The sequence below is a fragment of the Sphingomonas yantingensis genome (assembly GCF_014199325.1).
In the GTDB taxonomy this organism is placed as follows: Bacteria; Pseudomonadota; Alphaproteobacteria; order Sphingomonadales; family Sphingomonadaceae; genus Sphingomonas; species Sphingomonas yantingensis.
The window spans coordinates 103916-126291 of the sequence record NZ_JACIJJ010000006.1 but is presented as its reverse complement, the minus strand read 5'-3'; the positions used below and the strand labels follow the sequence as shown (position 1 = coordinate 126291).

The 22376-nt window shown below is 70.0% G+C and carries 26 protein-coding genes; 14 read left to right on the top strand and 12 right to left on the bottom strand.

Annotated elements, in window-relative coordinates:
* Positions 1-106: 106 nt before the first annotated feature.
* The 4 genes from FHR19_RS16560 to FHR19_RS16545 form a co-directional block, all read right to left on the bottom strand.
* Positions 107-793 (bottom strand): NnrU family protein, encoded by a 687-nt coding sequence (locus FHR19_RS16560; protein ID WP_184030798.1) that lies wholly within the window; start codon positions 791-793, stop codon positions 107-109.
* 37 nt (positions 794-830) lie between these two features.
* Positions 831-1829 carry an LLM class flavin-dependent oxidoreductase gene (locus tag FHR19_RS16555; protein ID WP_184030796.1) on the bottom strand — a complete coding sequence of 333 codons (999 nt, stop codon included), beginning with the start codon at positions 1827-1829 and terminating at the stop codon, positions 831-833.
* A 97-nt stretch (positions 1830-1926) separates the two neighbouring features.
* Positions 1927-2301, bottom strand: a complete 375-nt coding sequence (locus FHR19_RS16550) for a bleomycin resistance protein (RefSeq protein WP_184030794.1) — start codon at positions 2299-2301, stop codon at positions 1927-1929.
* Positions 2298-3077, bottom strand: a complete 780-nt coding sequence (locus FHR19_RS16545; RefSeq protein WP_184030792.1) for an SDR family oxidoreductase — start codon at positions 3075-3077, stop codon at positions 2298-2300. The genes FHR19_RS16550 and FHR19_RS16545 overlap by 4 nt, the downstream gene beginning before the upstream one ends.
* Positions 3078-3130: 53 nt before the next feature.
* On the opposite strand from FHR19_RS16545, the gene FHR19_RS16540 reads away from it, so the two are divergent.
* Both FHR19_RS16540 and FHR19_RS16535 read left to right on the top strand, forming a co-directional pair.
* Positions 3131-3889 (top strand): ATP-binding cassette domain-containing protein, encoded by a 759-nt coding sequence (locus FHR19_RS16540; RefSeq protein ID WP_184030789.1) that lies wholly within the window; start codon positions 3131-3133, stop codon positions 3887-3889.
* A complete protein-coding gene (locus FHR19_RS16535; RefSeq protein ID WP_184030786.1) occupies positions 3886-5415 on the top strand; it encodes an ABC transporter permease/substrate-binding protein in 1530 nt (509 codons plus the stop codon). The genes FHR19_RS16540 and FHR19_RS16535 overlap by 4 nt, the downstream gene beginning before the upstream one ends.
* Here the strand turns inward: FHR19_RS16535 and FHR19_RS16530 are convergent.
* Positions 5390-6730, bottom strand: coding sequence for a DUF5935 domain-containing protein (locus FHR19_RS16530; protein WP_184030783.1), 1341 nt, complete (start codon positions 6728-6730; stop codon positions 5390-5392). The two genes, FHR19_RS16535 and FHR19_RS16530, sit on opposite strands and share 26 nt — an antisense overlap.
* Positions 6731-6975: 245 nt before the next feature.
* Between FHR19_RS16530 and FHR19_RS16525 the strand changes: the two genes are divergently transcribed.
* The gene (locus FHR19_RS16525) at positions 6976-8331 is read left to right on the top strand and encodes a M48 family metalloprotease (protein ID WP_184030779.1); all 1356 of its coding nucleotides are present in this window, start codon (positions 6976-6978) and stop codon (positions 8329-8331) included.
* A complete protein-coding gene (locus FHR19_RS16520) occupies positions 8331-9053 on the top strand; it encodes a DsbA family protein (protein WP_246359596.1) in 723 nt (240 codons plus the stop codon). The genes FHR19_RS16525 and FHR19_RS16520 overlap by 1 nt, the downstream gene beginning before the upstream one ends.
* A 147-nt stretch (positions 9054-9200) precedes the next feature.
* Here the strand turns inward: FHR19_RS16520 and FHR19_RS16515 are convergent, their stop codons facing one another.
* The 3 genes from FHR19_RS16515 to FHR19_RS16505 all read right to left on the bottom strand — a co-directional run bounded on the left by FHR19_RS16515 (position 9201) and on the right by FHR19_RS16505 (position 11731).
* Entirely contained in the window at positions 9201-9989 is a 789-nt protein-coding gene (locus FHR19_RS16515) for an MJ0042-type zinc finger domain-containing protein (RefSeq protein WP_184030777.1), read from the bottom strand.
* A gap of 96 nt (positions 9990-10085) precedes the next feature.
* The gene (aroB, locus tag FHR19_RS16510) at positions 10086-11192 is read right to left on the bottom strand and encodes a 3-dehydroquinate synthase (protein WP_184030775.1); all 1107 of its coding nucleotides are present in this window, start codon (positions 11190-11192) and stop codon (positions 10086-10088) included.
* Complete coding sequence (locus FHR19_RS16505) at positions 11189-11731, bottom strand: shikimate kinase (protein ID WP_184030773.1); 543 nt, start codon at positions 11729-11731, stop codon at positions 11189-11191. Before FHR19_RS16505 ends, aroB begins: the two co-directional genes overlap by 4 nt.
* A gap of 81 nt (positions 11732-11812) precedes the next feature.
* Here FHR19_RS16505 and FHR19_RS16500 point away from each other — a divergent pair, with 81 nt between their 5' ends.
* The 8 genes from FHR19_RS16500 to FHR19_RS16470 are packed head-to-tail and all read left to right on the top strand — an operon-like array spanning position 11813 to position 18060.
* The gene (locus FHR19_RS16500; RefSeq protein ID WP_184030845.1) at positions 11813-12010 is read left to right on the top strand and encodes a hypothetical protein; all 198 of its coding nucleotides are present in this window, start codon (positions 11813-11815) and stop codon (positions 12008-12010) included.
* Positions 12011-12015: 5 nt separating this feature from the next.
* Positions 12016-13857, top strand: a complete 1842-nt coding sequence (locus FHR19_RS16495; RefSeq protein WP_246359595.1) for a hypothetical protein — start codon at positions 12016-12018, stop codon at positions 13855-13857.
* Positions 13854-14759: a tyrosine-type recombinase/integrase gene (locus FHR19_RS16490; protein WP_343053316.1), complete on the top strand. Its 906-nt coding sequence runs from the start codon at positions 13854-13856 to the stop codon at positions 14757-14759. Before FHR19_RS16495 ends, FHR19_RS16490 begins: the two co-directional genes overlap by 4 nt.
* A 35-nt stretch (positions 14760-14794) precedes the next feature.
* On the top strand, positions 14795-15745 hold the full coding sequence (locus tag FHR19_RS16485; protein WP_184030771.1) for an acetyl-CoA carboxylase carboxyltransferase subunit alpha: 951 nt from the start codon (positions 14795-14797) through the stop codon (positions 15743-15745).
* Between the two features lie 50 nt (positions 15746-15795).
* Complete coding sequence (locus FHR19_RS16480) at positions 15796-16140, top strand: thiol-disulfide oxidoreductase DCC family protein (RefSeq protein ID WP_184030769.1); 345 nt, start codon at positions 15796-15798, stop codon at positions 16138-16140.
* On the top strand, positions 16137-16631 hold the full coding sequence (locus FHR19_RS17785) for a DUF427 domain-containing protein (protein ID WP_246359594.1): 495 nt from the start codon (positions 16137-16139) through the stop codon (positions 16629-16631). The genes FHR19_RS16480 and FHR19_RS17785 overlap by 4 nt, the downstream gene beginning before the upstream one ends.
* Positions 16628-17332: an NUDIX hydrolase gene (locus FHR19_RS16475; protein WP_343053315.1), complete on the top strand. Its 705-nt coding sequence runs from the start codon at positions 16628-16630 to the stop codon at positions 17330-17332. Before FHR19_RS17785 ends, FHR19_RS16475 begins: the two co-directional genes overlap by 4 nt.
* 29 nt (positions 17333-17361) lie before the next feature.
* The gene (locus FHR19_RS16470) at positions 17362-18060 is read left to right on the top strand and encodes an extensin-like domain-containing protein (RefSeq protein ID WP_184030837.1); all 699 of its coding nucleotides are present in this window, start codon (positions 17362-17364) and stop codon (positions 18058-18060) included.
* On the opposite strand, the gene radA is transcribed toward FHR19_RS16470, so the two are convergent.
* Positions 18057-19427, bottom strand: coding sequence for a DNA repair protein RadA (gene radA / locus FHR19_RS16465; RefSeq protein WP_184030765.1), 1371 nt, complete (start codon positions 19425-19427; stop codon positions 18057-18059). The genes FHR19_RS16470 and radA overlap by 4 nt on opposite strands.
* Before the next feature lie 87 nt (positions 19428-19514).
* Between radA and FHR19_RS16460 the strand changes: the two genes are divergently transcribed.
* Complete coding sequence (locus FHR19_RS16460) at positions 19515-19916, top strand: STAS/SEC14 domain-containing protein (RefSeq protein ID WP_184030763.1); 402 nt, start codon at positions 19515-19517, stop codon at positions 19914-19916.
* Here the strand turns inward: FHR19_RS16460 and FHR19_RS16455 are convergent.
* The gene (locus FHR19_RS16455; RefSeq protein WP_184030761.1) at positions 19877-20095 is read right to left on the bottom strand and encodes a hypervirulence associated TUDOR domain-containing protein; all 219 of its coding nucleotides are present in this window, start codon (positions 20093-20095) and stop codon (positions 19877-19879) included. The genes FHR19_RS16460 and FHR19_RS16455 overlap by 40 nt on opposite strands.
* Before the next feature lie 98 nt (positions 20096-20193).
* On the opposite strand from FHR19_RS16455, the gene FHR19_RS16450 reads away from it, so the two are divergent.
* Positions 20194-21351 carry a glycosyltransferase family 4 protein gene (locus FHR19_RS16450; protein ID WP_184030759.1) on the top strand — a complete coding sequence of 386 codons (1158 nt, stop codon included), beginning with the start codon at positions 20194-20196 and terminating at the stop codon, positions 21349-21351.
* A gap of 19 nt (positions 21352-21370) precedes the next feature.
* Here the strand turns inward: FHR19_RS16450 and FHR19_RS16445 are convergent, their stop codons facing one another.
* Both FHR19_RS16445 and FHR19_RS16440 read right to left on the bottom strand, forming a co-directional pair.
* Positions 21371-21691 (bottom strand): DUF2218 domain-containing protein, encoded by a 321-nt coding sequence (locus FHR19_RS16445; protein WP_184030756.1) that lies wholly within the window; start codon positions 21689-21691, stop codon positions 21371-21373.
* A gap of 11 nt (positions 21692-21702) precedes the next feature.
* Entirely contained in the window at positions 21703-22236 is a 534-nt protein-coding gene (locus FHR19_RS16440) for a PadR family transcriptional regulator (protein WP_246359593.1), read from the bottom strand.
* Positions 22237-22376: the final 140 nt, after the last annotated feature.

Below are 22376 nucleotides of genomic sequence, written 5' to 3'. Positions count from 1 at the left end.
GCATCCTGCGCAAGATCGCCGAGGGCGACGTCGGATCGCTCGGCGACACCTCGACGCTCGCCGATCCCCCAGTGGTGGAGGATCTCGTCGAGAACCGCGTGACGCGCTAGGCAATCCAGCGCCAGATCCCCGCCGCCCAGCCGGCCAGCGGGATGTGCGCCCAGGTCGCCGCCAGCCACACGACCACCCCGCCCGCCAGGTCATGCGGGCGGAAGCCGCCGAACCGCGCGCGCCCGGCGGCGATCGCGGCGAAGGGCAGATAGCTGGTCCGCGCTTCCCACTCGCGCCAGCGCTGCGGCTGGAGCGCGCGCTTCTTGGCGTCCTGAAGCGCGGCGCCGACCAGCGACAGGATCGCGATGCCGACCGCCAGCACGATCTGCGCGGGGATCGGATAGACGAGGATGTGAACCAGCGCCCACAGCCCGAACGCCCACATCATCGGGTGTCGCGTGACCGAATAGACGCCGCGCGCCGCGGGCACCGGCTTGGTCGCCGCATCGGGATCGGGCAGCGCCGGATTGCCGATCAGCGACCCGACGAGGAGCACGCTCGCCACCAGCATGATGACGGTGGCGACCGCCCAGAGCCCGTCGCCGACCGGCCAGAGCGGGTCCTGCGGCGGTACGCCCTGCCACGCCAGATACACCCAGCCGAGCGTGGCAAACGCGACGAGCGAATAGACGCCCATGAACCCGCGCTCGCCCAGCCGCCCGACGATGGCGCCTCGAAGCGGATGCGACAGCAGGAAATGCGTGCCGACGAACGCGGCGACGGCGAAGACGAGTTGCGGCATGGCGGACCCCCTTGATCGACGTCCGCCATAACAGCTTTCAGGCGGGCACGCGCGCGTCCATCACCTCGGCCGCGATCGCGAGGCTCTTCTTGCGCGCTTCGGGATCGAAGGTCGCGCCGGTCAGGATCACCTCGTCCACCCCCGTCCGCTCGACGAATGCATCGATCGCCGCGCGCACCGTCCGCGCCGACCCAATGCCCGAACAGGCGAGCACATGGTCGAGGATCGCATTGCCCTGTGCCCCCAGCCCGGCGCGATAGTCGCGGACGGGCGGCGGCAGGCGGCCGGGATTGCCGGTGCGAAGCGCCACGAAGCTCTGCTCCATCGAGGAGGCGAGATACCGTCCCTCCTCGTCGGTATCGGCGGCGAAGACGTTGAAGCCCGCCGCCATGTACGGCTTGTCGAGCCGGGCCGAGGGACGGAAATGGCGCCGATAGGTCTCGGCCGCCTGCAGCAGCGCATCGGGCGCGAAGTGCGAGGCGAAGGCGTAGGGGAGGCCGAGCGCCGCGGCGAGCTGCGCGCCGTAGAGGCTGGAGCCCAGCACCCACATCTCAATTTCCGCGCCCGCGCCGGGCGTCGCCTCGATCCCGGTTTGCCCGTCGTTGGCGAAATAGCTTTGCAGCTCGAGGATATCCTGCGGGAAGGCGTCGGGGCCGTTCGCATCCAGCGTCCGTCGCATCGCGCGCATCACGCGCTGGTCCGACCCCGGCGCACGACCGAGGCCCAAGTCGATCCGCCCCGGATAGAGCGCATCGAGTGTCCCGAACTGCTCGGCAATCGCGAGCGGCGCATGGTTGGGCAGCATGATCCCGCCAGCGCCGATGCGGATGGAAGAGGTCGCGGCGCCGACATGCGCGAGCACGACCGCGGTCGCACCGCCAGCGATCCCGGGCATCCCGTGATGCTCGGCCACCCAGTAGCGCGTGAAGCCATGCGCCTCGGCATGGGCAGCAAGGTCGGTGGCTTCGTTCAGCGCCGCGCCGACCGACGAACCCTCGCGCACGGGCACGAGGTCGAGAAGCGAATACTTTGTCATGAGATGAAGATGGGGATGCGGCGCGCGCGGGGCCAGCCAAGCATGACTTGGGCGCGGTAAAGACGCTTCTCCCCTCCCATCCAGGGAGGGGAGAAGATCACTCTCCCAGAGTCCGATTGTCGATCAGCCTTAGCAGGCTCCCGTCCGGGTCGAGCAGGTACGCGATCCGCCCGCCCCACGGTTCGGTCCTGGGCGGGTGAAAGCGCGGCGCCCCCGTGCGCTGGTCGGGCACGCCCGCGGCCACGACGCGCGCGACCATCTCGTCGAGATCGTCGAGGCGCAGGCATGCGCCGAACGCGCTCTGCCCGGGATCGAGGTCGGGAAAGGGGAAGAACTCCAGCGCCAGCGTGCCCTTGGTCAGGATCATCCAACCGTCGTCGCGAAACCCGCGCTCGAAACCCAGCGCGGCATAGAACGCCTCCGTCACGTCGAAATCGCGCGCGGGCAGGTTGGGGTTGGCACGGTCGGTCATATCGCGCCGCGTCCCATCTGCGCGCGCAGCTTGCCCGGAAACCAGCGCGCGGCGAAGCGCATCCGCTCGGCAGTCTTGCCGACGACGGTGTGGACCGCGTCGCCGTGCACCGCGCGCCACGCCGCCTCCGCCACCTTCTCGACCGGCGTGAACTCGAGGCCGGCGGCTTGCACACCCTCGCGCGCGGTGCGGTTCGAGCCGGCGACGCCCGCATCGAGCAGCGGCGTGTCGATGAAGCTCGGCATCAGGCAGCGGACCTTGACCCCCTCGCGCCGCCACTCGCCGTCGAGCGCCTCGGAAAGCCCACGCACCGCGAACTTAGTCGCCGAATAGATGGCCAGCCCCGCCGAGCCATAGATGCCCGCCGCCGACGCGGTGTTGAGCAGGCACGAGCCCGGCGCCCGCTTCAGATACGGGAACGCGGCATGCGCGCCGTTTACGACGCCGGTGAAGTTGATCGCGATGCAGCGGTCGATCTCCGCCGCGCTGGTTGCCGCGAACGGCCCGCCGACCGCGATGCCGGCATTGTTGAAGAGGACGTCGATGCCCCCCTCGCCCGCGAACTCGGCGAGCGCGCGCGCCCAGTCGTCGCGATCGCGTACGTCGAGGCGGTGGATGCTCGCCTGTCCCGCCGGCAGTTCGGCGGCGACGGCGGCCAGCCCGGCCTCGTTGATGTCGGCCAGCCCCACCGTAAACCCACGCGCGGCGAAAAGGTGCGCGGTCGCCCGCCCGATCCCCGATGCGCCGCCCGTCACGAACAGTCGCTTGGCACCCATCCCCATCCCTTTCGCTTTGACCTTGCGGCCATCATTCCGCACAACCGCGCGCGATGCCAGCCCCGCCCTGCCTTGCCTTTGAGGGCTTGACCAAAGCCTATGGCGGGACGCGCGCCGTCGACGACGTCACGCTGGCGATCCCCGGCGGCCAGTTCGTCGCGCTGGTCGGGCAGTCGGGGTCGGGCAAGTCGACGCTGCTCAAGACGATCAATCGGCTGATCGTACCCGATGCGGGCCGGGTCACGATCGACGGCGCGGACGTGGGCGACGGCCCCGCCCCGCACCTGCGCCGCCGCATCGGCTATGTCTTCCAGAATGTCGGCCTGTTCCCGCACCTGACCGTCGCCGAGAATATCGCGATGCCGCAGCGGATCGGCGGCGCGCCCGTCGATGTCGGCGGGCGCCTCGATCAGGTCGAACTGCCGCATGACCTCGCCGACCGCAGCCCCGCGCAATTGTCGGGCGGTCAGCGCCAACGCGTCGGCATTGCCCGTGCGCTGGCGGGCGAGGCGAAGCTCCTCTTGATGGACGAGCCGTTCGGCGCGCTCGATCCTGTCACCCGCGACGCGCTGGGGCGGCGGGTGCGCGGACTGCACGACGAACTGGGCCTCACCACGATCCTCGTCACCCACGACATCGCCGAGGCGCTGCTGCTCGCCGACCGGGTGCTGGTGATGGACGCGGGCCGGATCGTCGCGGATGCGACGCCTGCCGAACTGCTGGCCGGCAAGGGCGGCCCGGTCGCCGATGCGCTGGTCGCAGTGCCGCGCGAGCAGGCGCGCGCTCTGGCCGCGATCGAGGGCGGGGGATGAGCGACGCCTTCACCCGCATCCCCGACCTGCTTTCCGCGCATGTCCTGCTGTCGCTGAGCGCGCTGGCGCTCGGCATCGTCATCGCGCTGCCGCTGGCGGTCTGGTCGGCGCGACATCCGGCGGTGGCGCGGGTGGCGCTGGGGCTCGCCAGCCTCGTGCAGACGATCCCGGCGCTGGCGCTGCTGGCGCTTTTCTATCCGCTCTTGCTGGCAACCGGCGGCGCGCTGCCCGCGCTCGGCTTCCTCCCCGCGCTGCTGGCGCTCACACTCTATGCGGTGCTGCCAATCCTGCGCAACGGCGTCACCGGCCTCACCGGCCTCGATCCCGCGGTGATCGAGGCGGCGGACGGGGTGGGCATGACACGCGCGCAGCGGCTGCGGCTGGTCGAGGCGCCGCTCGTCGCGCCGATCGTGATGGCGGGCATCCGCACCGCGGCGGTGTGGACGATCGGCGCGGCGACGCTGTCGACCACGGTGGGGGCGGCGAGCCTTGGCGACCTGATCTTCGCAGGGCTTCAGACACAGAACTGGAGCCTCGTCCTCGTCGGCTGCATCGCCGCGGCGGGCCTCGCGATGGCGGTGGACCTGATCCTCGCGGCGGTCGAGCATGGCCTGGCGAAACGCCGCCGGTGGCAGGTGCGCGGCGCGATCGTCGCGCTAGTGGCCGGGATCGCGCTGGCGCTCGCCCCGCTCTGGGCCGCGGGCGGCGCGGGCACGGTCACGGTCGGGGCCAAAGGGTTCTCGGAGCAATATATCCTCGCCAAGCTGATCGGCGACCGGCTCGATGCCGCGGGCTACCGCGTGCGATATCGCGAGGGCCTGGGCTCGGCGGTGGCGTTCGAGGCGCTGGCAAGCGGGGATATCGATGTTTACGTCGATTATTCCGGCACGCTCTGGACCAACCAGATGCAGCGCAAGGACGTGCCCCCGCGCGCGGCGATCGTGCGGGGCGTCACCGATTGGGCGCGCCGCGAACACGGCGTCCGCCTGCTCGGCAGCCTGGGGTTCGAGAATGCCTATGCCTTTGCGATGCGCGGCGACCGGGCGCGGGTGCTCGGCATCGCCAGCATCGCCGACCTCGCTCGCGCCGCGCCGCGGCTTCGGCTGGGCACCGATGTCGAGTTTCTGGAGCGGCCCGAATGGCGGTCGGTCCGCGACGCCTATGGCCTGCGCTTTGCCGCCGCCAATGCCTATCACCCGACTTTCATGTACCGCGCGTTGTCGAGCGGCCGGGCGGACGTGATCCCCGCTTTTTCTTCCGATGGGCGGATCGCGGCGGACCGGCTGACGGTGCTCGCCGACCCGAAGGGCGCGCTGCCCGGCTATGACGCGGTGCTGCTGCTTTCGCCTGCCCGCGCGGGCGACGCGAAGTTCGCCGCCGCGCTCCGCCCGTTGATCGGCGCAATCCCGGTGGAAACGATGCGCGAAGCCAATCTTCAGGTCGATCGCGACACCGACAAGCAGAGCCCGGAAGCCGCCGCCCGCTGGCTTGCCGGGCGCCTCAGGCGGCCGCCGGCTTCGCCCTGACGAACCCCTTGGGCTGATCCGCCGCCGCGCGCTTCCTTGCATAGGTGTCGAGCGCGATCTGGAGCCCGAACCACATATAGAAGAACGACTGGAAGGCGAGCGCGAGGAACAGCGAGCCGACCAGATAGATGGCGTGCGCGACCTGAAGTCCGGCGGCGAGATCGCGGATCCACAGATCCTCCGGCCCCGCCCGCGCGAACCGGCGGCGTAGCATCTCCATCCGGATCAGCCCGGCGATGTTGAGCAGAACCCATAGCCCGAAGCCGGGGAAACCCAGTTCGCCCAACAGCTCGAAATAGCTCGAATGCCACGCGCGCCCCTTGTCGACGACGCGCGCCGACCGGACGGTGCCGTCGGGCGCCACGTCGACCGTCGTCACCGTGAACTCGTTCTGCTGATAGGCCGCGAACCCGCCGCCCGACGGATGCTCGCGCACGAAGTCCCAGGTCCATTTCCAGACCATGATCCGGGTCGAGGCCGACTGGTCGCCCTGATAGCCCTGGATCGTGTCCATCCGCTGGGTGAAGCTCTTGGGCAGGAACGGCACCGCGATGAGGCCCGCGGCGGCGATCAGCGCGATATAGGTCAGCCGCCGCTTGGTATCGCGCAGGCTGAGGATCACGAGCACGCCGATACAGATCAGGCCCGTGCGCGCCTCCGTTCCCACCGGGATCAGCAGGCATGCAAAGATGAGCGCATAGCCGAACGCACGCACCAGCTTCTTCTGCTCGAAGATCGTCTGGTGCTTGATCGTCCACAGGATCAGCGGGATCATCGCGATCGCGATCGTCGCGATCGTCGAGCCCTCATAGAGCCCGGCATTGTTGTCGATGCCGAGGTTGAGCGTCCCGTAGCCGCCACCCGACAGCGCGGTCTTCAAGCCGCCGGTGATGATGATCCACCCGGCCGATAGGCTCATGAAGACGATCAGCGCCTCCATCCGAAGCCGCGTGCGCAGCGTCAGCGGCAGGAACATCGCGAAGACCAATGTCTTCCACACCCAATCCCATTTCTGCGCCGCCTCGATGGGAAAGTCGGCGTCCTTCATCGTCCAGCCGGCCCAGAGGAGCAGCGCGAGCATGATCCCCTGCCGCACGCTGAACCGGCTGCCGTCCTTCTGGTCCGCGACGATCCACGACAGGAACGCGGCGGCGAAGAAGATCAGCGAGATGGGGACGCTGGAGAGCAGGTAATAGGACAGCCGCTGCGGCGAGACGAGGTCGATATAGACATAGCCAAGGACGAGCAGGAACGGCCGCTTCAATCCCAGCAGCATCAGCGCGCCGAGAAACCCGACGAAGAATAGATCGCGCATCGGCCGGTCAGCCGATCGCGGGTAGAGGCAGGCGCACGCGCATCGAGGATGGCCTAGCGGCAAAGGCGTTGAGGCGGCGTTAAGCGTGCCCCTTCGTCACCCCGGACTTGATCCGGGGTCCCACTGCCTTCTCCGGCGCTGGAAGTAGAAAGAAGCGGGATCCCGGATCAAGTCCGGGATGACGGAGGTGGACGGAGCGCACGCCCCGTTGCGCCCCGCACCGAATCCGCCGATACCCCTCGCCCATGAAGCGCCTGTATGCCTTGTTCGCGCTCCTGATGCTGGTGGCGGTGCAACCCGCCCGTGCCCAGTCGATCCTGCGCGATGCCGAGACGGAGGCGTTGCTCAACGACGCCTCCCGCCCGATCATCGAGGCGGCGGGGCTTTCCCCGCGCAACGTCAGGATCGTCCTTATCAACGACCCCTCGATCAACGCGTTCGTCGCGGGGGGGCAAGCGGTCTATATCCATTCGGGATTGATCGACGCGGCCGACGACATCAACCAGGTACAGGGCGTCATCGCGCACGAACTCGGCCACGTCACCGGCGGCCACGCGCCCCTGTCGGGCCAGATGTTCAAGCAGGCGACAGGCATCTCGATCCTCAGCCTCGTGCTCGGCGTCGCCGCCATGGCGGCCGGCGCGGGCGAGGCGGGCGCGGGCATCCTCGCGGCGGGGCAGCAGGCGGCGATGGGCACCGTCCTCGCCTTTTCGCGCAACCAGGAATCCTCCGCCGACGCCGCGGGCGTGCGCTATCTCAACACCGCCAAGATCAGCGGCAAGGGGATGCTCGAGTTCTTCAAGAAGCTCCAGAATCAGGAGTTCCGCCTCGCGATCCCGCAGAACAATCCCTATCACCGGACGCACCCGCTGTCGGGCCAGCGCATCGCCAACCTGACCAACGATCTGACCAACGGCCCCGGCTGGCGCGTGCCGACCCCGGCGGGGTGGGACGACCGCTTCAAGCGAATCCAGGCCAAGCTGCGCGGCTATGTCGACGATCCCAAGGATACGCTGAGGAAATATCCCGCGACCGACACGACGATCCCCGCGCGCTACGCCCGCGCCTATGCCTATCACCGCTCGGGCTATCCGGAACAGGCCGCGGCGGAGGCCGAGGCGCTGGTCAGGGCCGCGCCGCAGGACCCCTATTTCCTCGAGCTCGAGGGACAAATCCTCCTCGAATCGGGCAAGCCGGCCGAGGCGCTGAAGGCGCTGCGCACCGCGACCGAACGCACCAACTACCAGCCGCTGATCGCCACCACCTTCGGCCACGCCCTCGTCGCGACCGAGGATCCGGCCAACCTGCCCGAGGCGGAAAAGGTACTGCGCCAGGCGGTCGGGCGCGACGACCAGAACCCGTTCGCCTGGTACCAGCTCGGCACCGTCTACGAGCGCAAGGGCGATGCCCCGCGCACCGCGCTCGCCGCCGCCGAACAGGCGAGCCTGTCGGGCGACAATGCCCGCGCGCTCTATTCGGCGCGCGCCGCGCTCGCCGGGTTGCCGCAGGGCAGCCCCGACTATATCCGCGCGCAGGATATCCAGATGACCGCCGAGGTGGCGGTCGAGGCGGACAAGAAGAACAGGCGGCGACAGCGATGATGGCAAGGATGCTCGGCCGCCCGGTCGTTCTGGGGCTCGCCTTCCTGCTGGCGGCGCTGGCCGGCGCGACGGTGTACGCGCTCGTCCGCCCCGCCCCGACCGGCGGCGTCAGCGCCGACGCGGTGCGCACCGCGATCCTCGAACGGCCGGAGATGATCCCCGAGGCGATGCAGGCGCTGCGCGACCGCGAAACGGGCAAGACCGTCGCCGCCAACCGCGCCGGCATCGTCACCCCGTTCGGCGATGCGTGGAAGGGATCGGCGACCCCCGACGTCACCGTCGTCGCGTACATGGACTATGCCTGTGGCTATTGCCGCCAGTCGCTGCCGATGTTGGAGCAGCTGGTGGCGAGCGACCCGAAGATCCGCGTCGTGTTTCGCGAGCTGCCGGTGCTGAGCGCCGAGAGCCGCGTCGCCGCCGAGTGGAGCCTTGCCGCGGCCGAGCAGGGCAAGTTCAAGCGCTATCACGACACGCTGTTCGCGGTCGGCCAGCTCAGCCAGGCGGCGGTCGACGCGGCGATCGCGCGTGCCGGCCTCGACCGCAATCGCGGCGCCGCGTTCGTCAAGACGCCCGCGGCCGAGCAGGAAATCTCGCGCAACCTCCAGACCGCGGGCCAGCTCGGCATGACGGGGACGCCGAGCTGGGTGGTCGGCGACCGCGTCCTGTCGGGCGCGGTGTCGTTGGAGGCGATGCAGGCCGCGGTGAAGGCGGCGCGGGCCTGACCACCACCGTCATCCCTGCGAAAGCTGCGATCGCCCGCTGATAGCGCACCGTAGGAGCCGATGGCGGCCCCAGCTTTCGCTGGGGCGGCGAGACAGGAGGTCGGAACTACCTACTCCCCTCCCTGACAAGGGAGAGGCTAGGAAAGATCAGATCCCGCCGGCGAAGCTCAGGTCGAGCTGCTTCGAATTGGCCGGCACGTCGAGCTTGCCGCTGCTGAACGCGACCGTCCCGTTGGGGGCCAGCCGCCGCATCTCGGGCGTGATCGTCCAGCTATAGACGATGCGCCCCTGCGGATCGCGAAGCTCCGCGCGGATGTCGGGCACGGGCTGCGCGCTCGAACTGGGGTTCGAGACCTTGCCGGAGACGACGAACAGCTCGTTCCCGCTCGACAGATAGCGCCGCTCGATCGCGCGCTCGGTAAAGCGCAGCGGCGATTCGGCACCGGGCAGCGGCAAGCCGAGCTGTGCGGCGATCCCCGGCGCGCCGGTATAGAGGATCGCGCCCGCGCCCAGCAGCATCGACGTGCCCGCGATCGCCGCGGCCATCGTCCAGCGGCGCGCGGGGTTTCGCGTCGGCTGGAACGGCGGGCGGTGCGCGAACGGGCTGAAATTCGGATTGTCGATATTGGGATCGACATAGGTGAAGGCCTTGGCCGGTTCGGCCGCGGCGGGGGCCGGTACGGGCGCGGCAGCGACGGGCGTGGGCGCTGGCATCGGCGCCGCGGGCACGGGATCGGCAGCCAGCGGCTCAGGCGCCTTCGCCTCGACCGGCGTCGGTGCCGCGGGCTTCGGCGCGGGCGGGCTCACCGCGATCACCGGCGGCGGCTGGAACCAGCTATGCTTGCAGCTCGCACAGCGGACGGTGCGGCCCTCGATACCGATGGCGGTGTCGGGGACCAGATAGCGCGTACGGCACTGGGTGCATTCGAGGATCATTTCGGCGACTTTTCAAACCGGGTCGACCGGATCGGCCTGTCCGAATCTAAACATGATGCGCCGCGTGCTGGCAAGAGTCCCGTTGGGGTCGGCGCCCTATGCCGCGACGAGTTGACGGTCGAGGAACGCCGCCACCCGGTCGAGCGACACCGTGCGATCCAGATACGTCGCCCCGATCCCGCGCGCGAGGAGGAAAGGGAGCGTGCCGCCCTCCATCTTCTTGTCGTGACGCATATGGTCGACCAGCCGCTGGCCCGGCGCATCGACGCCCGCGCTCAGAAGGTCGTGCGGCAGCCCCACCGCCTTCAGATGCGCGGCCACCCGATCGGCATCGGCCGGATCGCAAAGCCCCTCCTCCACCGAGAAGGCGAAGGCGAGCGCCATGCCCGCCGCCACCGCCTCGCCATGCAGCAGCCGTTCGGAAAAGCCCGTCTCGGCCTCCAGCGCGTGGCCGAAGGTGTGGCCGAGGTTGAGGAGCGCACGCCGCCCGCTCGTCTCGCGCTCGTCTTCGGCGACAATGCGCGCCTTGGCCGCAACCGAATGCGCGATCGCCACTTCCCGCGCCTCGATATCGCCATCGAGCAGCGAGGCCCCATGCGCCTCGCACCAGCCGAAGAAGCCGGCATCGTCGATCAGGCCGTATTTCACGACCTCGGCATAGCCTGCGCGAAGCTGGCGCGGCGGCAGCGTTTCGAGGACCAGCGGGTCGATCAGCACGAACGACGGCTGGTGGAACGCGCCGACCAGGTTCTTGCCGGCGGGCGTGTTAATCGCGGTCTTGCCGCCCACCGAGCTGTCGACCTGTGCCAGCAGACTGGTCGGTACCTGCACGAACTTGCAGCCCCGCTTCATGATCGACGCGGCAAACCCGACGAGGTCGCCGATCACCCCGCCGCCAAGCGCGATGACGTGATCCGACCGCTCCAGCCCCAGGTCGAGCAGCCGTTCGGTGACGTGCGCCAGCGTCGTCCAGCTCTTCGACCCCTCGCCCGGCGGCACGACGATCGCCTCGCTCGCGATCCCGGCATCGGCCAGCGACGCGGCCAGCGCATCGAGCTGCGGACGCAGATTCGCGTCGGTGACGATCGGCATCGAGCGTCCCTTGGCGATCGGTGCGAGCAGCTCGCCGGCCCGCGCCAGCGCCCCCGCCTCGATCAGGATGTCGTAGCCGCGCGTCCCCAGCGCCACATGCACGCTCGTCATTTCTCAATCTTCTCCAGGATCGCGTTCACCGTCGCCTCGTGCGGGGCGTCGTAGCTGGTCACATGGATCGGCGCGAGCGCGTAAAAGGGGTTCCGCTTTTCGGCGAGGTCGGTCAGCACCTGAAGTGGATCGCGCCCGCGCAGCAGCGGCCGGGTGTCGCGCCGGCTGACCCGGCTGGCAAGCACGCGCGGCTCCGCATCCAGCCAGATCGCCACTGCGCTGTTCAGGATCAGCGCGCGCGTCTCGTCGTTGATGAACGCGCCGCCGCCGGTCGCGATCACCTTGGGCCGCCCGTCGATCAGCCGCGCGATCACCCGCCGCTCGCCATCGCGAAAATAGGGTTCGCCGAAGCGTTCGAAGATGTCGGCGATCGTCATCCCCGCCGCTTCCTCGATCTCGTGGTCGGCATCGACGAACGGCAGGCCGAGGCGGACGGCAAGCCGGCGGCCGACGGTCGACTTGCCCACGCCCATCAGCCCGACCAGCACGATGGGTCGGTCGAAGGCGGTTCGGCGGGGGCGCTCGTGGGTTTGCAGCATTTGCGCGGGGGCTATACAGCGCCCCTTCGCCTGCGGCAAAAGCCGTGTGGCGACCGATCGCCCGAAAGGATCCTGTTTCCCGTGTCCCGCTCGCCGATTTCCCGTTCGTCGCTGTCCCGCTCGTCCTCGTCGCGCTCGGGCGGCTCGCGCGCGCTCATTCTTCTGGTCGTCGTGATCGTGGCGCTGGTCGGCGGCCTGTTCTTCCTGTCGGGCAGCGCGACCGAAAAGCCGCCGGTCACGGTCGAAAAGCGCGTCGCGCTCGAGAATCTGGCGAACTGACGCCGATGCGCCGGCGCTGGGCCGCGTCGCTCGTGGCGATTGCGCTGGCGGGTGCCGGCGCGGGGCTCAACGCGCAGTCCCAATCCCGATCGCAGGATCGCGACGCGCCCGAATCGCTGCTGCCCGAAGGGTTCGGCGATCCGTCGCCGCCGCCGCCCGCCGACCGCCCGACCGCGCCGACGCCGCAGGTGCAGCCGCCTGCCGGCACCGCGCCGCCGATCCGCCGGCCGGGTGAGATCGTTCAGCCGATCCCAGGCCTTTCCACTGCCCCCGGCCTGCCCACCCCCAGCCCCACGCCGACCCCGACCGCCACGCCGCTGACGGCAGCCGAACTGCTGCAATACGACCTGCCCGACTATGCCCGCCGCTCGGTCGCGCGCGTCGGTGCGATCGGACTGGCGGAGGGCGGGCTCCCTGCGAACGGGTTCGGGCGCAGCGACGGCCGCTTCCTCGAAGGGCTGATGCGCCGCCTCGACGCGCCGATCGCGTCGCGCTGGCTGTCGATCACGCTCCGGCGGATGCTCGTCTCACGGCTCGATACGCCCGCGGGCGTGAACGGCGCCGACTTCGCCGCGGAGCGCGCATGGCTGCTCCTGCGGATGGGCGAGGCGCAGGCGGCGCGCGATGTCGTGAACGGCGTCGATACCGAGAACTTCACGCCCAAGCTCGATCAGGTGGCGATGCAGGCAGCGCTTGCCACCGCCGACCCGGCGATGCTCTGCCCGCTCCAGCCCTTTGCGATGACGCGCACCCGCGACACGGGCTGGCGGCTGGCGGAGGCGATGTGCGCGGGGCTGTCGGGCGAGCCGTCGCGCGCGGGCAAGCTGATTGACGCGGCGCGCAAGCAGCGCGCGGCAAGCGGCATCGACCTGTTGCTCGCCGAAAAGATCCTGGGCGCCGGCGCGCAGGGGCGCCGCGCGGTGACGATCGAGTGGGACGGCGTCGATCGGCTGTCGGCATGGCGCTGGGGCCTCGCCACCGCCGCGGGCGTCGCGGTGCCCGATACGCTGCTGGCAAGCGCCGGCCCGCAGGTGCGCGGCTGGGCCGCGCGCGGCGCGGGGATCGCGCCCCCCGCCCGGTTGCGCGCCGCCGACTGGGCCGCGTCGCAGGGCGTGCTCTCGAACCTCGCGATGGTCGACCTGTGGGGTCAGGTCGAGGATGCCGACGACACCTCGAACTCTGACGCGGCGATCGCCCGCGACCTGCGTGCCGCCTATACCAGCGCCGACATGGGCGAGCGCGTGTCGATCCTGACCCAGCTCTGGAAGGAAGCGGCCGACCCGCGCCAGCGTTACGCCCGGATGGTCCTCGCCGCCCGCGCCGCCGCGGGCGTGCGCCCCGCAGCGGCACAAGCGGCGTCGGCCGGCGACCTGATCGCAGCGATGCTGACCGCCGGGCTCGACCGCCCCGCCGCGCGCTGGCGAAACGTGGTTGAGGCAAGCAGCGACGCCTGGGCGCTGATCGCGCTCACCGATCCCGACGCGCGCGGGCAGGTGAGCCAAGGCGAGGTCGACGGCTATCGCGGCACCGCCGACAGCCGGCGCGGGCAGTTGTTCTTCGCGGGGATCGCCGGCCTCGGCCGCGTCGATGCCGGGAGCATCCCCAGCCTTGCCGAGGCATTCGCCGTGCCGATCAACGCCGACAACGCTTGGGTCCGCGCGATCCGCACCGCCGCCGAGCGCGGCGAGCCGGCAACCGTCGTCCTCCTCGCCGCCGTCGGCATGCAGACCCCCGACTGGCGCGGCGTCGCCCCCGCCACGCTGTTCCACATCGTCGCGTCGCTGACCCGCGTCGGGCTGGAGGGCGAGGCGCGAATGATCGCGGCCGAGGCGGTGTCACGGGCGTGAATGCGGCCGGCCCGGACGCCGCCCTCATCGACCGCTTTCTCGACATGCTGAGCGCCGAGCGCGGTGCCGCGCGCAACACGCTCGCCGCCTACGGCACCGATCTGCGCCGTGCGTCCGAGGCGCTCGGCGGCGGACTCGGCACGGCCGATCCCGCCGCGCTCGCCCGCCTCGCCGACGGATGGGACGCGCTCTCGCCCGCCACGGTCGCGCGCAAGGCGGCGTCGCTCAGGCGCTTCTTCGGCTTCCTGATCGACGACGGCCTGCGTGCCGACGATCCATCGGACGCGCTGCCCCGCCCCGGCACCCGCCGCCCGCTGCCCAAGATCCTGTCCTCCGCGGAGGTCGACCGCCTGTTCGCCGCGATCGACGACCGGCTGGCGCGCGTGCCCCCCGACCCGCTCGACCTCAGGCTCTCCGCACTGATCGAGCTGCTCTACGGCTCGGGCCTGCGCGCGACCGAGCTCGTGTCGCTGCCGCGCGGCGCGGTGCATCCCGACCGCCCGTTCCTGATCCTCAAGGGCAAGGGCGGGCGCGAGCGGCTCGTCCCCATCTCCGACCGCGCGCGCGCCGCGGTCGGCGCATGGCGCGCGCACGTCCCCGCCGATACGGCGTGGCTCTTCCCCTCGGGGAAGGGCCATCTATCGCGCATCCGCCTCTATCAGCTGGTCAAGGCGCTCGCCGCCCTCGCCGGCATCCCCCCCGCTCGCGTGAGCCCGCACGTCCTGCGCCACGCCTTCGCCACGCACCTGTTGGAGGGCGGCGCGGACCTGCGTGCGCTCCAGGCGATGCTCGGCCATGCCGATATCGCGACCACCGAAATCTATACCCATGTCGACAGCCGCCGGCTGGTCGAGCTGGTCAATGCTCGCCATCCGCTTGCCGAGCTCCTGCCTCCAAGTTGACGATGCCGCCCCATGCGCCTAACCGCGCGGGTCGCATGGCTAGCTTTCTCGACTTCGAAAAACCCATCGCCGAGCTTCAGGGCCGGATCGACGAACTGCGCGACACCGCCGCCGAGGGCGAGGTGGATATCGACGCCGAGGTCGGCCGCATCCAGGCCAAGTCCGACAAGCTGCTGCGCGAGACCTATGCCCGCCTCACCCCGTGGCAGAAGACGCAGGTCGCCCGCCATCCCGAGCGGCCGCACTTCCTCCACTATGTCGCCGCGCTGATCGAGGACTTCATGCCCTTGGGCGGCGACCGCGCCTTCGCCGACGATGCCGCGATCATCGGCGGCCTCGGCCGGTTCCGCGGTCGCCGGGTGATGGTGATCGGGCATGAGAAGGGCGACGACACCGCCAGCCGGCTTCGCCACAATTTCGGCATGGGCAAGCCCGAGGGGTATCGCAAGGCCATCCGCCTGATGCAGCTCGCCGACCGCTTCGGCCTGCCGGTCATCACGCTGGTCGACACCTCCGGCGCGTTCCCGGGCGTGCAGGCGGAGGAGCGCGGCCAGGCCGAGGCGATCGCGCGCGCGACAGAGACCTGCCTCAACCTCGGCGTGCCGCTGGTCGCCTCGATCCTGGGCGAGGGCGGTTCGGGCGGCGCGGTGGCGCTGGCGGCGGGCAACACCGTCCTGATGATGGAGCACGCGGTCTATTCGGTGATCTCGCCCGAGGGATGCGCGTCGATCCTGTGGCGCACCGCCGACAAGGCCGCGGATGCTGCCGAGGCGATGAAGGTGACCGCACAGGACCTGATCACGCTCGGCGTCATTGACCGTGTGGTGGCCGAGCCGCTCGGCGGCGCGCACCGCGATCCCGCCGCCGCGATCCTGTCGCTTGGCGACGCGATCGAGGCCGCGCTGGCGGCGCTCGACGACAAATCGCCCGAGGCACTGCGCAAGGACCGCCGGACGAAGTTCCTCAAGATGGGTCGCGCCGGCTGAGGCTTTAGCCGGTGCTTGCGTCCGCGAGGACCGAGCGCCACCTTTGGTCGATGCCGAAGCTCACCGTCTTCCACGATGGCGCCTGTCCGCTTTGCGCGCGAGAGATCGCGCTGATGCGGCGGCTCGACCGGCGCGGCGCGATCGCGTTCGTCGATGTGGCCGATCCCGGCGCCTCCTGCCCGATCGACCGGCACGCCGCGCTGGCTCGCTTTCACGCGATCGAGGACGGCCGGCTGCTGTCCGGCGCGGCGGCGTTCGCGGCGATGTGGCGGGCGATCCCGGTACTTCGCCCGCTTGGCCTCGCTGCGCGCAACGCCACAGTGCTGAAGTTTCTCGACCGCCTCTACAACCGCTTCCTGACCGTCCGCCCGCGCCTACAACGGTGGCTGGCATGAGGCCCGTTCCCGACAAGCCGCTGCCGGGGCAGGAGAGCGTCTGGGACTATCCCCGCCCCGCCATTGCTGAGCCGACCAGCCGCCACCTGATCGTCCGCCATCGCGGCGTGACGATCGCCGACACGCGCCGCGGCGTCCGCACGCTCGAGACCAGCCACCCGCCCACCTATTATTTCCCGGCGGAAGACGTCGCGACCGACCTCCTCACGCCCACCGCGCAGCGCAGCCTGTGCGAATGGAAGGGGCAGGCGCGCTATTTCGACGTGCGCGTCGGCGGGGAGACGATCGCCGCCGCAGTATGGAGCTATGCCGACCCGACCCGCCCCTTCGCCTCGATCGCCGGGCATTTCGCCTTCTACCCGCATCTGTTCGACACCTGCCTCGTCGATGGGGAGCGCGCCCTGCCGCAGCCGGGCGGCTTCTACGGCGGCTGGGTGACGAGCGACCTTGCCGGCCCGTTCAAGGGCGGCCCGGGATCGCGCTTCTGGTGAGCGATCCGATCCCCGCCGCGACGCTGGTCATTCTGCGCGACCGGCCGGGCGGCCCCGAAGTGCTGATGGTCGAGCGCGGCGCCACCCTCGCCTTTGCCGGCGGCGCGCTGGTCTTCCCCGGCGGGAGGATCGATGCGGGCGACCACGCCATCGCGCGCGCGATCGGCGGCGATCCCGAGGACACCGCCGCCCGCATCGCCGCAATCCGCGAGACGATTGAAGAAGTCGGCCTCGCCATCGGCATCGACTCGAGCCTTGCCAAACACCGCGAAGCCTTACTGGCGGGCGAACCCGCGGAGACGCTGCTTCCCACCGACGCCTTCGACCTCGACACACTGGTCTATTTCGCACGCTGGCTGCCGCTCGGCCTGCCGCATCGCATCTTCGATACGCGCTTCTACCTCGCGCGCGGCGATGGTGAGCCGGAGGCCGATGGAGAGGAGAACGCGCGCGCCTTCTGGACGCGCCCCGCTGACGTGCTGGCGGGGGATGGGCGAATCATCTTCCCCACCCGCCGCAATCTCGAACGGCTCGCGACCTTTGAAAGCGTCGAGGTCGCGCTCGCCGATGCCTGCGCCCGCCCCGTGCAAACCGTGACGCCGTGGGTCGAGGATCGCGGCGGCGTGCCGCACCTCTGCATCCCGGGTGACCTCGGCTATCCGGTGACCGCCGAGCCCATGGCCTCGGCGGAGCGCGCGTGAGCGAGGTGCGGCGGATCGTCGGCGCGGTGATGATCGCCGGTCTGGTGCTTGCCGCCGTCTTCGCCGTCTATGCCTGGATGAAGAGCCGGCCGCAGAACCTGCCCTGGACGCCGCTCGACCTCAGCCAGCCGGTGGGGATGTTCACCGGGCGCAAGCTGACTGCGCTGACGCAGGATTTCGCCGAGTGCCGCCGGCTGCTCGAACAGGCGGGCGTCCGCTACACCGCGCTCGCGCCCGTCGATGCGGGGCCGTCCTGCGGCTATCGCGACGGGGTGCGGTTCGCGGCGGGCGGCGCGCGGACGATCGCCTTCTCGCCCGCCGATCTCGGCATCTCCTGCCCCGTCGCGGCGGCGCTGGCAATGTGGGAATGGAACGTCGTTCAGCCCGCCGCGCAGAAGCATTTCGGGGCGAAGGTGCGGCGGATTGATCATATCGGCAGCTATAATTGCCGCAGGATGTACGGCCGCGACACCGGCGACTATTCCGAGCACGCCACCGCCGATGCCGTCGACGTAGCGGGTTTCCGCCTCTCGGACGGCACGCGCATCACCATCGTCGGCGACTGGAAGGACGAGGGCGCCAAGGGTGCCTTCCTGCGCGAGGTGCGAAGGGGCGCCTGCGACGTGTTCGCGACGGTGCTCTCACCCGACTACAACGCCGCGCACGCCGACCATTTCCACCTCGACCAGGCTGAGCGCGGCGCGGGCGGGTGGCGGACCTGTCGCTAACGCCCCAGCAGATGCTCGACGAACGCGCCGAGCGTTCGGAACGACTGGAGCCGCATCCCCGATTCCTCCGTCCCCGGCGCGGTGGAGGCGAGCGCACGGCCGAAGCCGAGCTTGGCGGCTTCCTTGAGGCGCAGATTGGCGTGCGCGACCGGCCGCACTTCGCCCGACAGCGCGATCTCGCCGAACGCGACCGCATCGATCGGCACCGCGCGTTCGCTGAGCGCCGAGACCAGCGCCGCCGCCACCGCCAGGTCTGCTGCCGGGTCCGACACGCGGTAGCCGCCGGCGATGTTGAGATAGACCTCCGCCGACGAGAAGCTGAGCCCGCACCGCGCTTCCAGCACCGCCAGGATCATCGACAGCCGCCCGCTGTCCCAACCCACCACCGCGCGCCGCGGCGTCGCCCCGCTTGCCAGCCGCACGGTTAGCGCCTGCACCTCGACCAGCACCGGCCGCGTCCCCTCCAGCGCGGGGAAGACCACGGTGCCCGTCACCCCCTCGTCGCGACTGGTGAGGAACAGGCTGGAGGGGTTGGCGATCTCCGACAGCCCCTGCGTCTCCATCGCGAAGACGCCGATCTCGTCGGTGCCGCCGAAGCGGTTCTTGATCGCGCGCAGGATGCGGTACTGGTGGCTGCGCTCCCCCTCGAACGCGAGCACGGTGTCGACCATATGCTCCATCACCCGCGGGCCGGCGAGGCTGCCGTCCTTGGTGACGTGGCCCACGAGCACGACCGCGGTGCCGCGCTCCTTGGCGAAGCGGATGAGCTCGCCCGCCGCCGCGCGCACCTGGCTTACGGTGCCGGGCGCGCCCTCGATCAGGTCGGAGTGCATCGTCTGGATCGAATCGATGACGAGCAGGTCGGGCGGATTGGCCCCGCCCAGCGTCGTCAGGATGTCACGCACCGACGTCGCCGCCGCCAGTTGCACCGGCGCGTTGCCGAGGCCCAGCCGCCGCGCGCGCAGCCGCACCTGGTCCGCCGCTTCCTCGCCCGAAACATAGGCGACCCGCTTGCCCGCTAGCGCCAGCTTCGCAGTGGCTTGCAGCAGCAGCGTCGATTTGCCGATTCCCGGATCGCCGCCGATCAGCGTCGCCGACCCCTCGACGAATCCGCCGCCCAGCGCGCGGTCGAGTTCGGCGATGCCCGTCGCCATCCGGTCGGGCAGCGCTACGTCGGTGTCGAGGCCGGAAAGCAGGATCGCGCGCCCGCCGGATTGCAGATTGTGCTTCTGCTGGAACGGCGTGACCGCGACGGGCGCTTCCTCGACCAGCGTGTTCCACTCGCCGCAGTCGGTGCATTGCCCCGCCCATTGCGCGGTGGCGCTGCCGCACGCCTGACACACATAACGCTTGCGGGGTTTCGCCATGACGCGAGCTTAGCAGGCGCAGAACGAAAGGGGAATATGCACCGCCCCGCTTACGCTTTCGAAAGGCGTGGGGGATAAGCCCGGCTCATGTACGCCTTTGATTTCGATCGCGGTTTCGATCTGCTCGACGTGCGGTGGAGCGGCCTGTTCTGCCCGCGGGAGGTCGCGCGCTACGCGGCGATGGTGCGGCGCCAGTTCGAGGAGATGGCGTTCGCCCCTGGCTACTTGCTGCGAATCGATATGGCCGAAGCGGGCGTCCAGAGCCAGGAATCGCTGGCCGCCTTTCGCCGCGAGTTCGCCGGATTTCCGCCCGCCACGCGGATTGCCGTCGTCACGCAGAGCAAGCTCGCGGCGCTTCAGGTGCTGCGCGAGATGCGCCAGCCCTATCTGGAGGTCGCCGCCACCGCCGATGCCGCGCTCGACTGGTTGATCGCCGCGCGGCGTCCGGCTCAGCCCGCGCTCAGTTCGCTGCCGCGCTTCAGTACCTGATCGCCGTCGTCCTGTTCGACCAGATAGGCGGGATTGTCCTCGGTCCCGTTCTTGACGACCTTGGACCCCTTGATCGTGCGCTGGACACGGCGGGTGAACTTGTCGGCGACCTTGCCTTTGGCGGTCCCCTGACCCCATTCCCACTTTACGGCCTGACCCTTGCGAAAGGCGTTGGACATGCGGCTGCTCCCGAAAGTTCTGTTTCGCCAAGCTAACCTGATTCGGGGGGCTTCGTTCCAATGGCCAAAGGGCCGTATCCGGTCTAAGCGGAGCCGCGATGCAGCCCCAGGACCTCCGGATCGCGCTTTATAGCGGCAACTATAATTACGTGCGGGACGGCGCGAACCAGGCGCTGAACCGGCTGGCGGCGTTCCTTATCGACAAGGGCGTCACCTATCGCGCCTATTCGCCGACGGTGGTGAAGCCCGCCTTCCCGGCGACCGGGGACTTGGTCGACGTGCCGGCTGTGCCTTTGCCCGGCGGGCGCGACGAATACAAATTGGGCCGCGGCCTTCCGCCTAGCGTGCGTGCCGATCTGGAGGCGTATCGCCCCGATATCGTCCATGTCTCGGCCCCCGACTGGTCGGGGCACCGGATGCTGACCTGGGCGAAGAAGCGCGGCATCCCGACGCTCGCCTCGCTGCACACCCGGTTCGAGACCTACCCGCGCTATTACGGCATCGGCTTTCTCGAGCCGCTGGCGGTGAAGCTGTCGACCCGCTTCTACAACCGCGCCGACCGGGTGATGGTGCCCAGCCCCGGCATGGCGACCCTGCTGCGCGAATGGGGCGTGACGAGCCCGATCGGCATCTGGTCGCGCGGGATCGACCATGCACGCTTCAACCCCGGCCGCCGTGACGAGGCGTGGCGCCGCTCGCTCGGCATCGCGGATGGCGAAGTGGCGGTGGGCTTTCTCGGCCGGTTGGTGCTCGAAAAGGGCCTCGGCATCTTTGCCGATGTGGTCGGCGAACTGCGCCGCCGCGGCGTGCCACACAAGGTGCTGGTGATCGGCGAGGGGCCGGCACGCGGCTGGTTCGCCGAGCGCGTGCCGCAAGCGGTGTTCACCGGCTTCCAGTCGGGCGACGACCTCGGCCGTGCGGTCGCTGGGATGGACGTGTTCTTCATGCCGAGCGTCACCGAAACTTTCGGCAACGTGACGACCGAGGCGATGGCCGCAGGGGTTCCCGTCGTCGCCGCGCGCGCAACCGGCGCGATCGACCTGGTCGAGGAGGGCGTGACCGGCTTCCTCGTCCCCCCGACCGACGTCGCCGCCTATGCCGACGCGATCCAGCGGCTGGTCGAGGACGAGGGGCTTCGCCGCTCGGCGGGCGCGGCCGGGAACCGCGCGGCGCAACGCTACGTCTGGGATACGGCGAACAGGGCGGTGCTGGACGCGTATCTCGAGCTCATGAAAGCCCCGTCACCCCGGACTTGATCCGGGGTAACCAAGGTACTCACGCATCCTGCCAGTCGTAGGTCATCGGTGCCTCGCGGAACGCGAAGCGGTCGAGGTGGCGTTCGACTGCGCCCTTGAGGCCCTGTCGCTGGCCGTCGGCGCTCGCCTCGATCGTGATGGTGAGCGCGCCCGGCGCCGCATCGAAGCGCACAACCGCGTCGCCCGGCCACTCGGCTCCGCGCGCGTCCTTCGGGAACACGACGCGGCCGTGATCGGCGTCGAACTCGACGGCAAGGTTGTGCGTCCAGTGTTTGCAGAGCTGCTGGAGATATTTCGAGACGTGCTCGGTCGGGACTGCGGCAGTGGTGGTGTAGGTCATGGGCTCGTCCTTCACAGGCGTTCGATGCGGCGCGCTGCGTCGTCGAGGATGTCGGTGATGGCGTGCAGCGTCTCGGTCTCCGCGCCCTGAGACACGCGGCCGATCACCGCAGCCTTTAGGTTGTGCATCGCCCGGCGCACCGGCCCGCCCTCGCCCCGCGCACGCGCATCGGACAGGTCGGTCAGCCGCGCCAACAGCGCCTCGACCTTTTCGGCATGCTCGGCCAGATGCGCCTCGCCCGCCGGGGTCGCGGCGAACAGCTTCTTGGTGCCCTCGCTCGCCGCCTGTTCGATCAGCCCCATCTCGTCGAGGAGCGTGAGCGTCGGATAGACGACGCCGGGGCTGGGGGCATAGGCGCCGCCGGTCCGCGCCTCGATCTCGCGGATGAGGTCGTAGCCGTGGCGCGCCGCCTCTGCGATCAGCTTGAGAAGGATGAGGCGCAGTTCGTCGCCGTCGAAGCGCCGACGCCCGCCGCCGCCGCGCCGCGGCCCCTCGCCCAGGTCGATCTCGATCGCGAACGGCCCGCCGTGACGACCGCCGCGCATGGCGAAGCGGCCGTGACCACCCCTGTGATGTTGATGATGTCTTCCGAACATAATGATTCCCTAATCAGTCTTGATGCGCTCAAGATATATCTTGAAAGAGCTTCCGCAAGCCCCCGCTGAAAAAATCTCTCGGACACGCT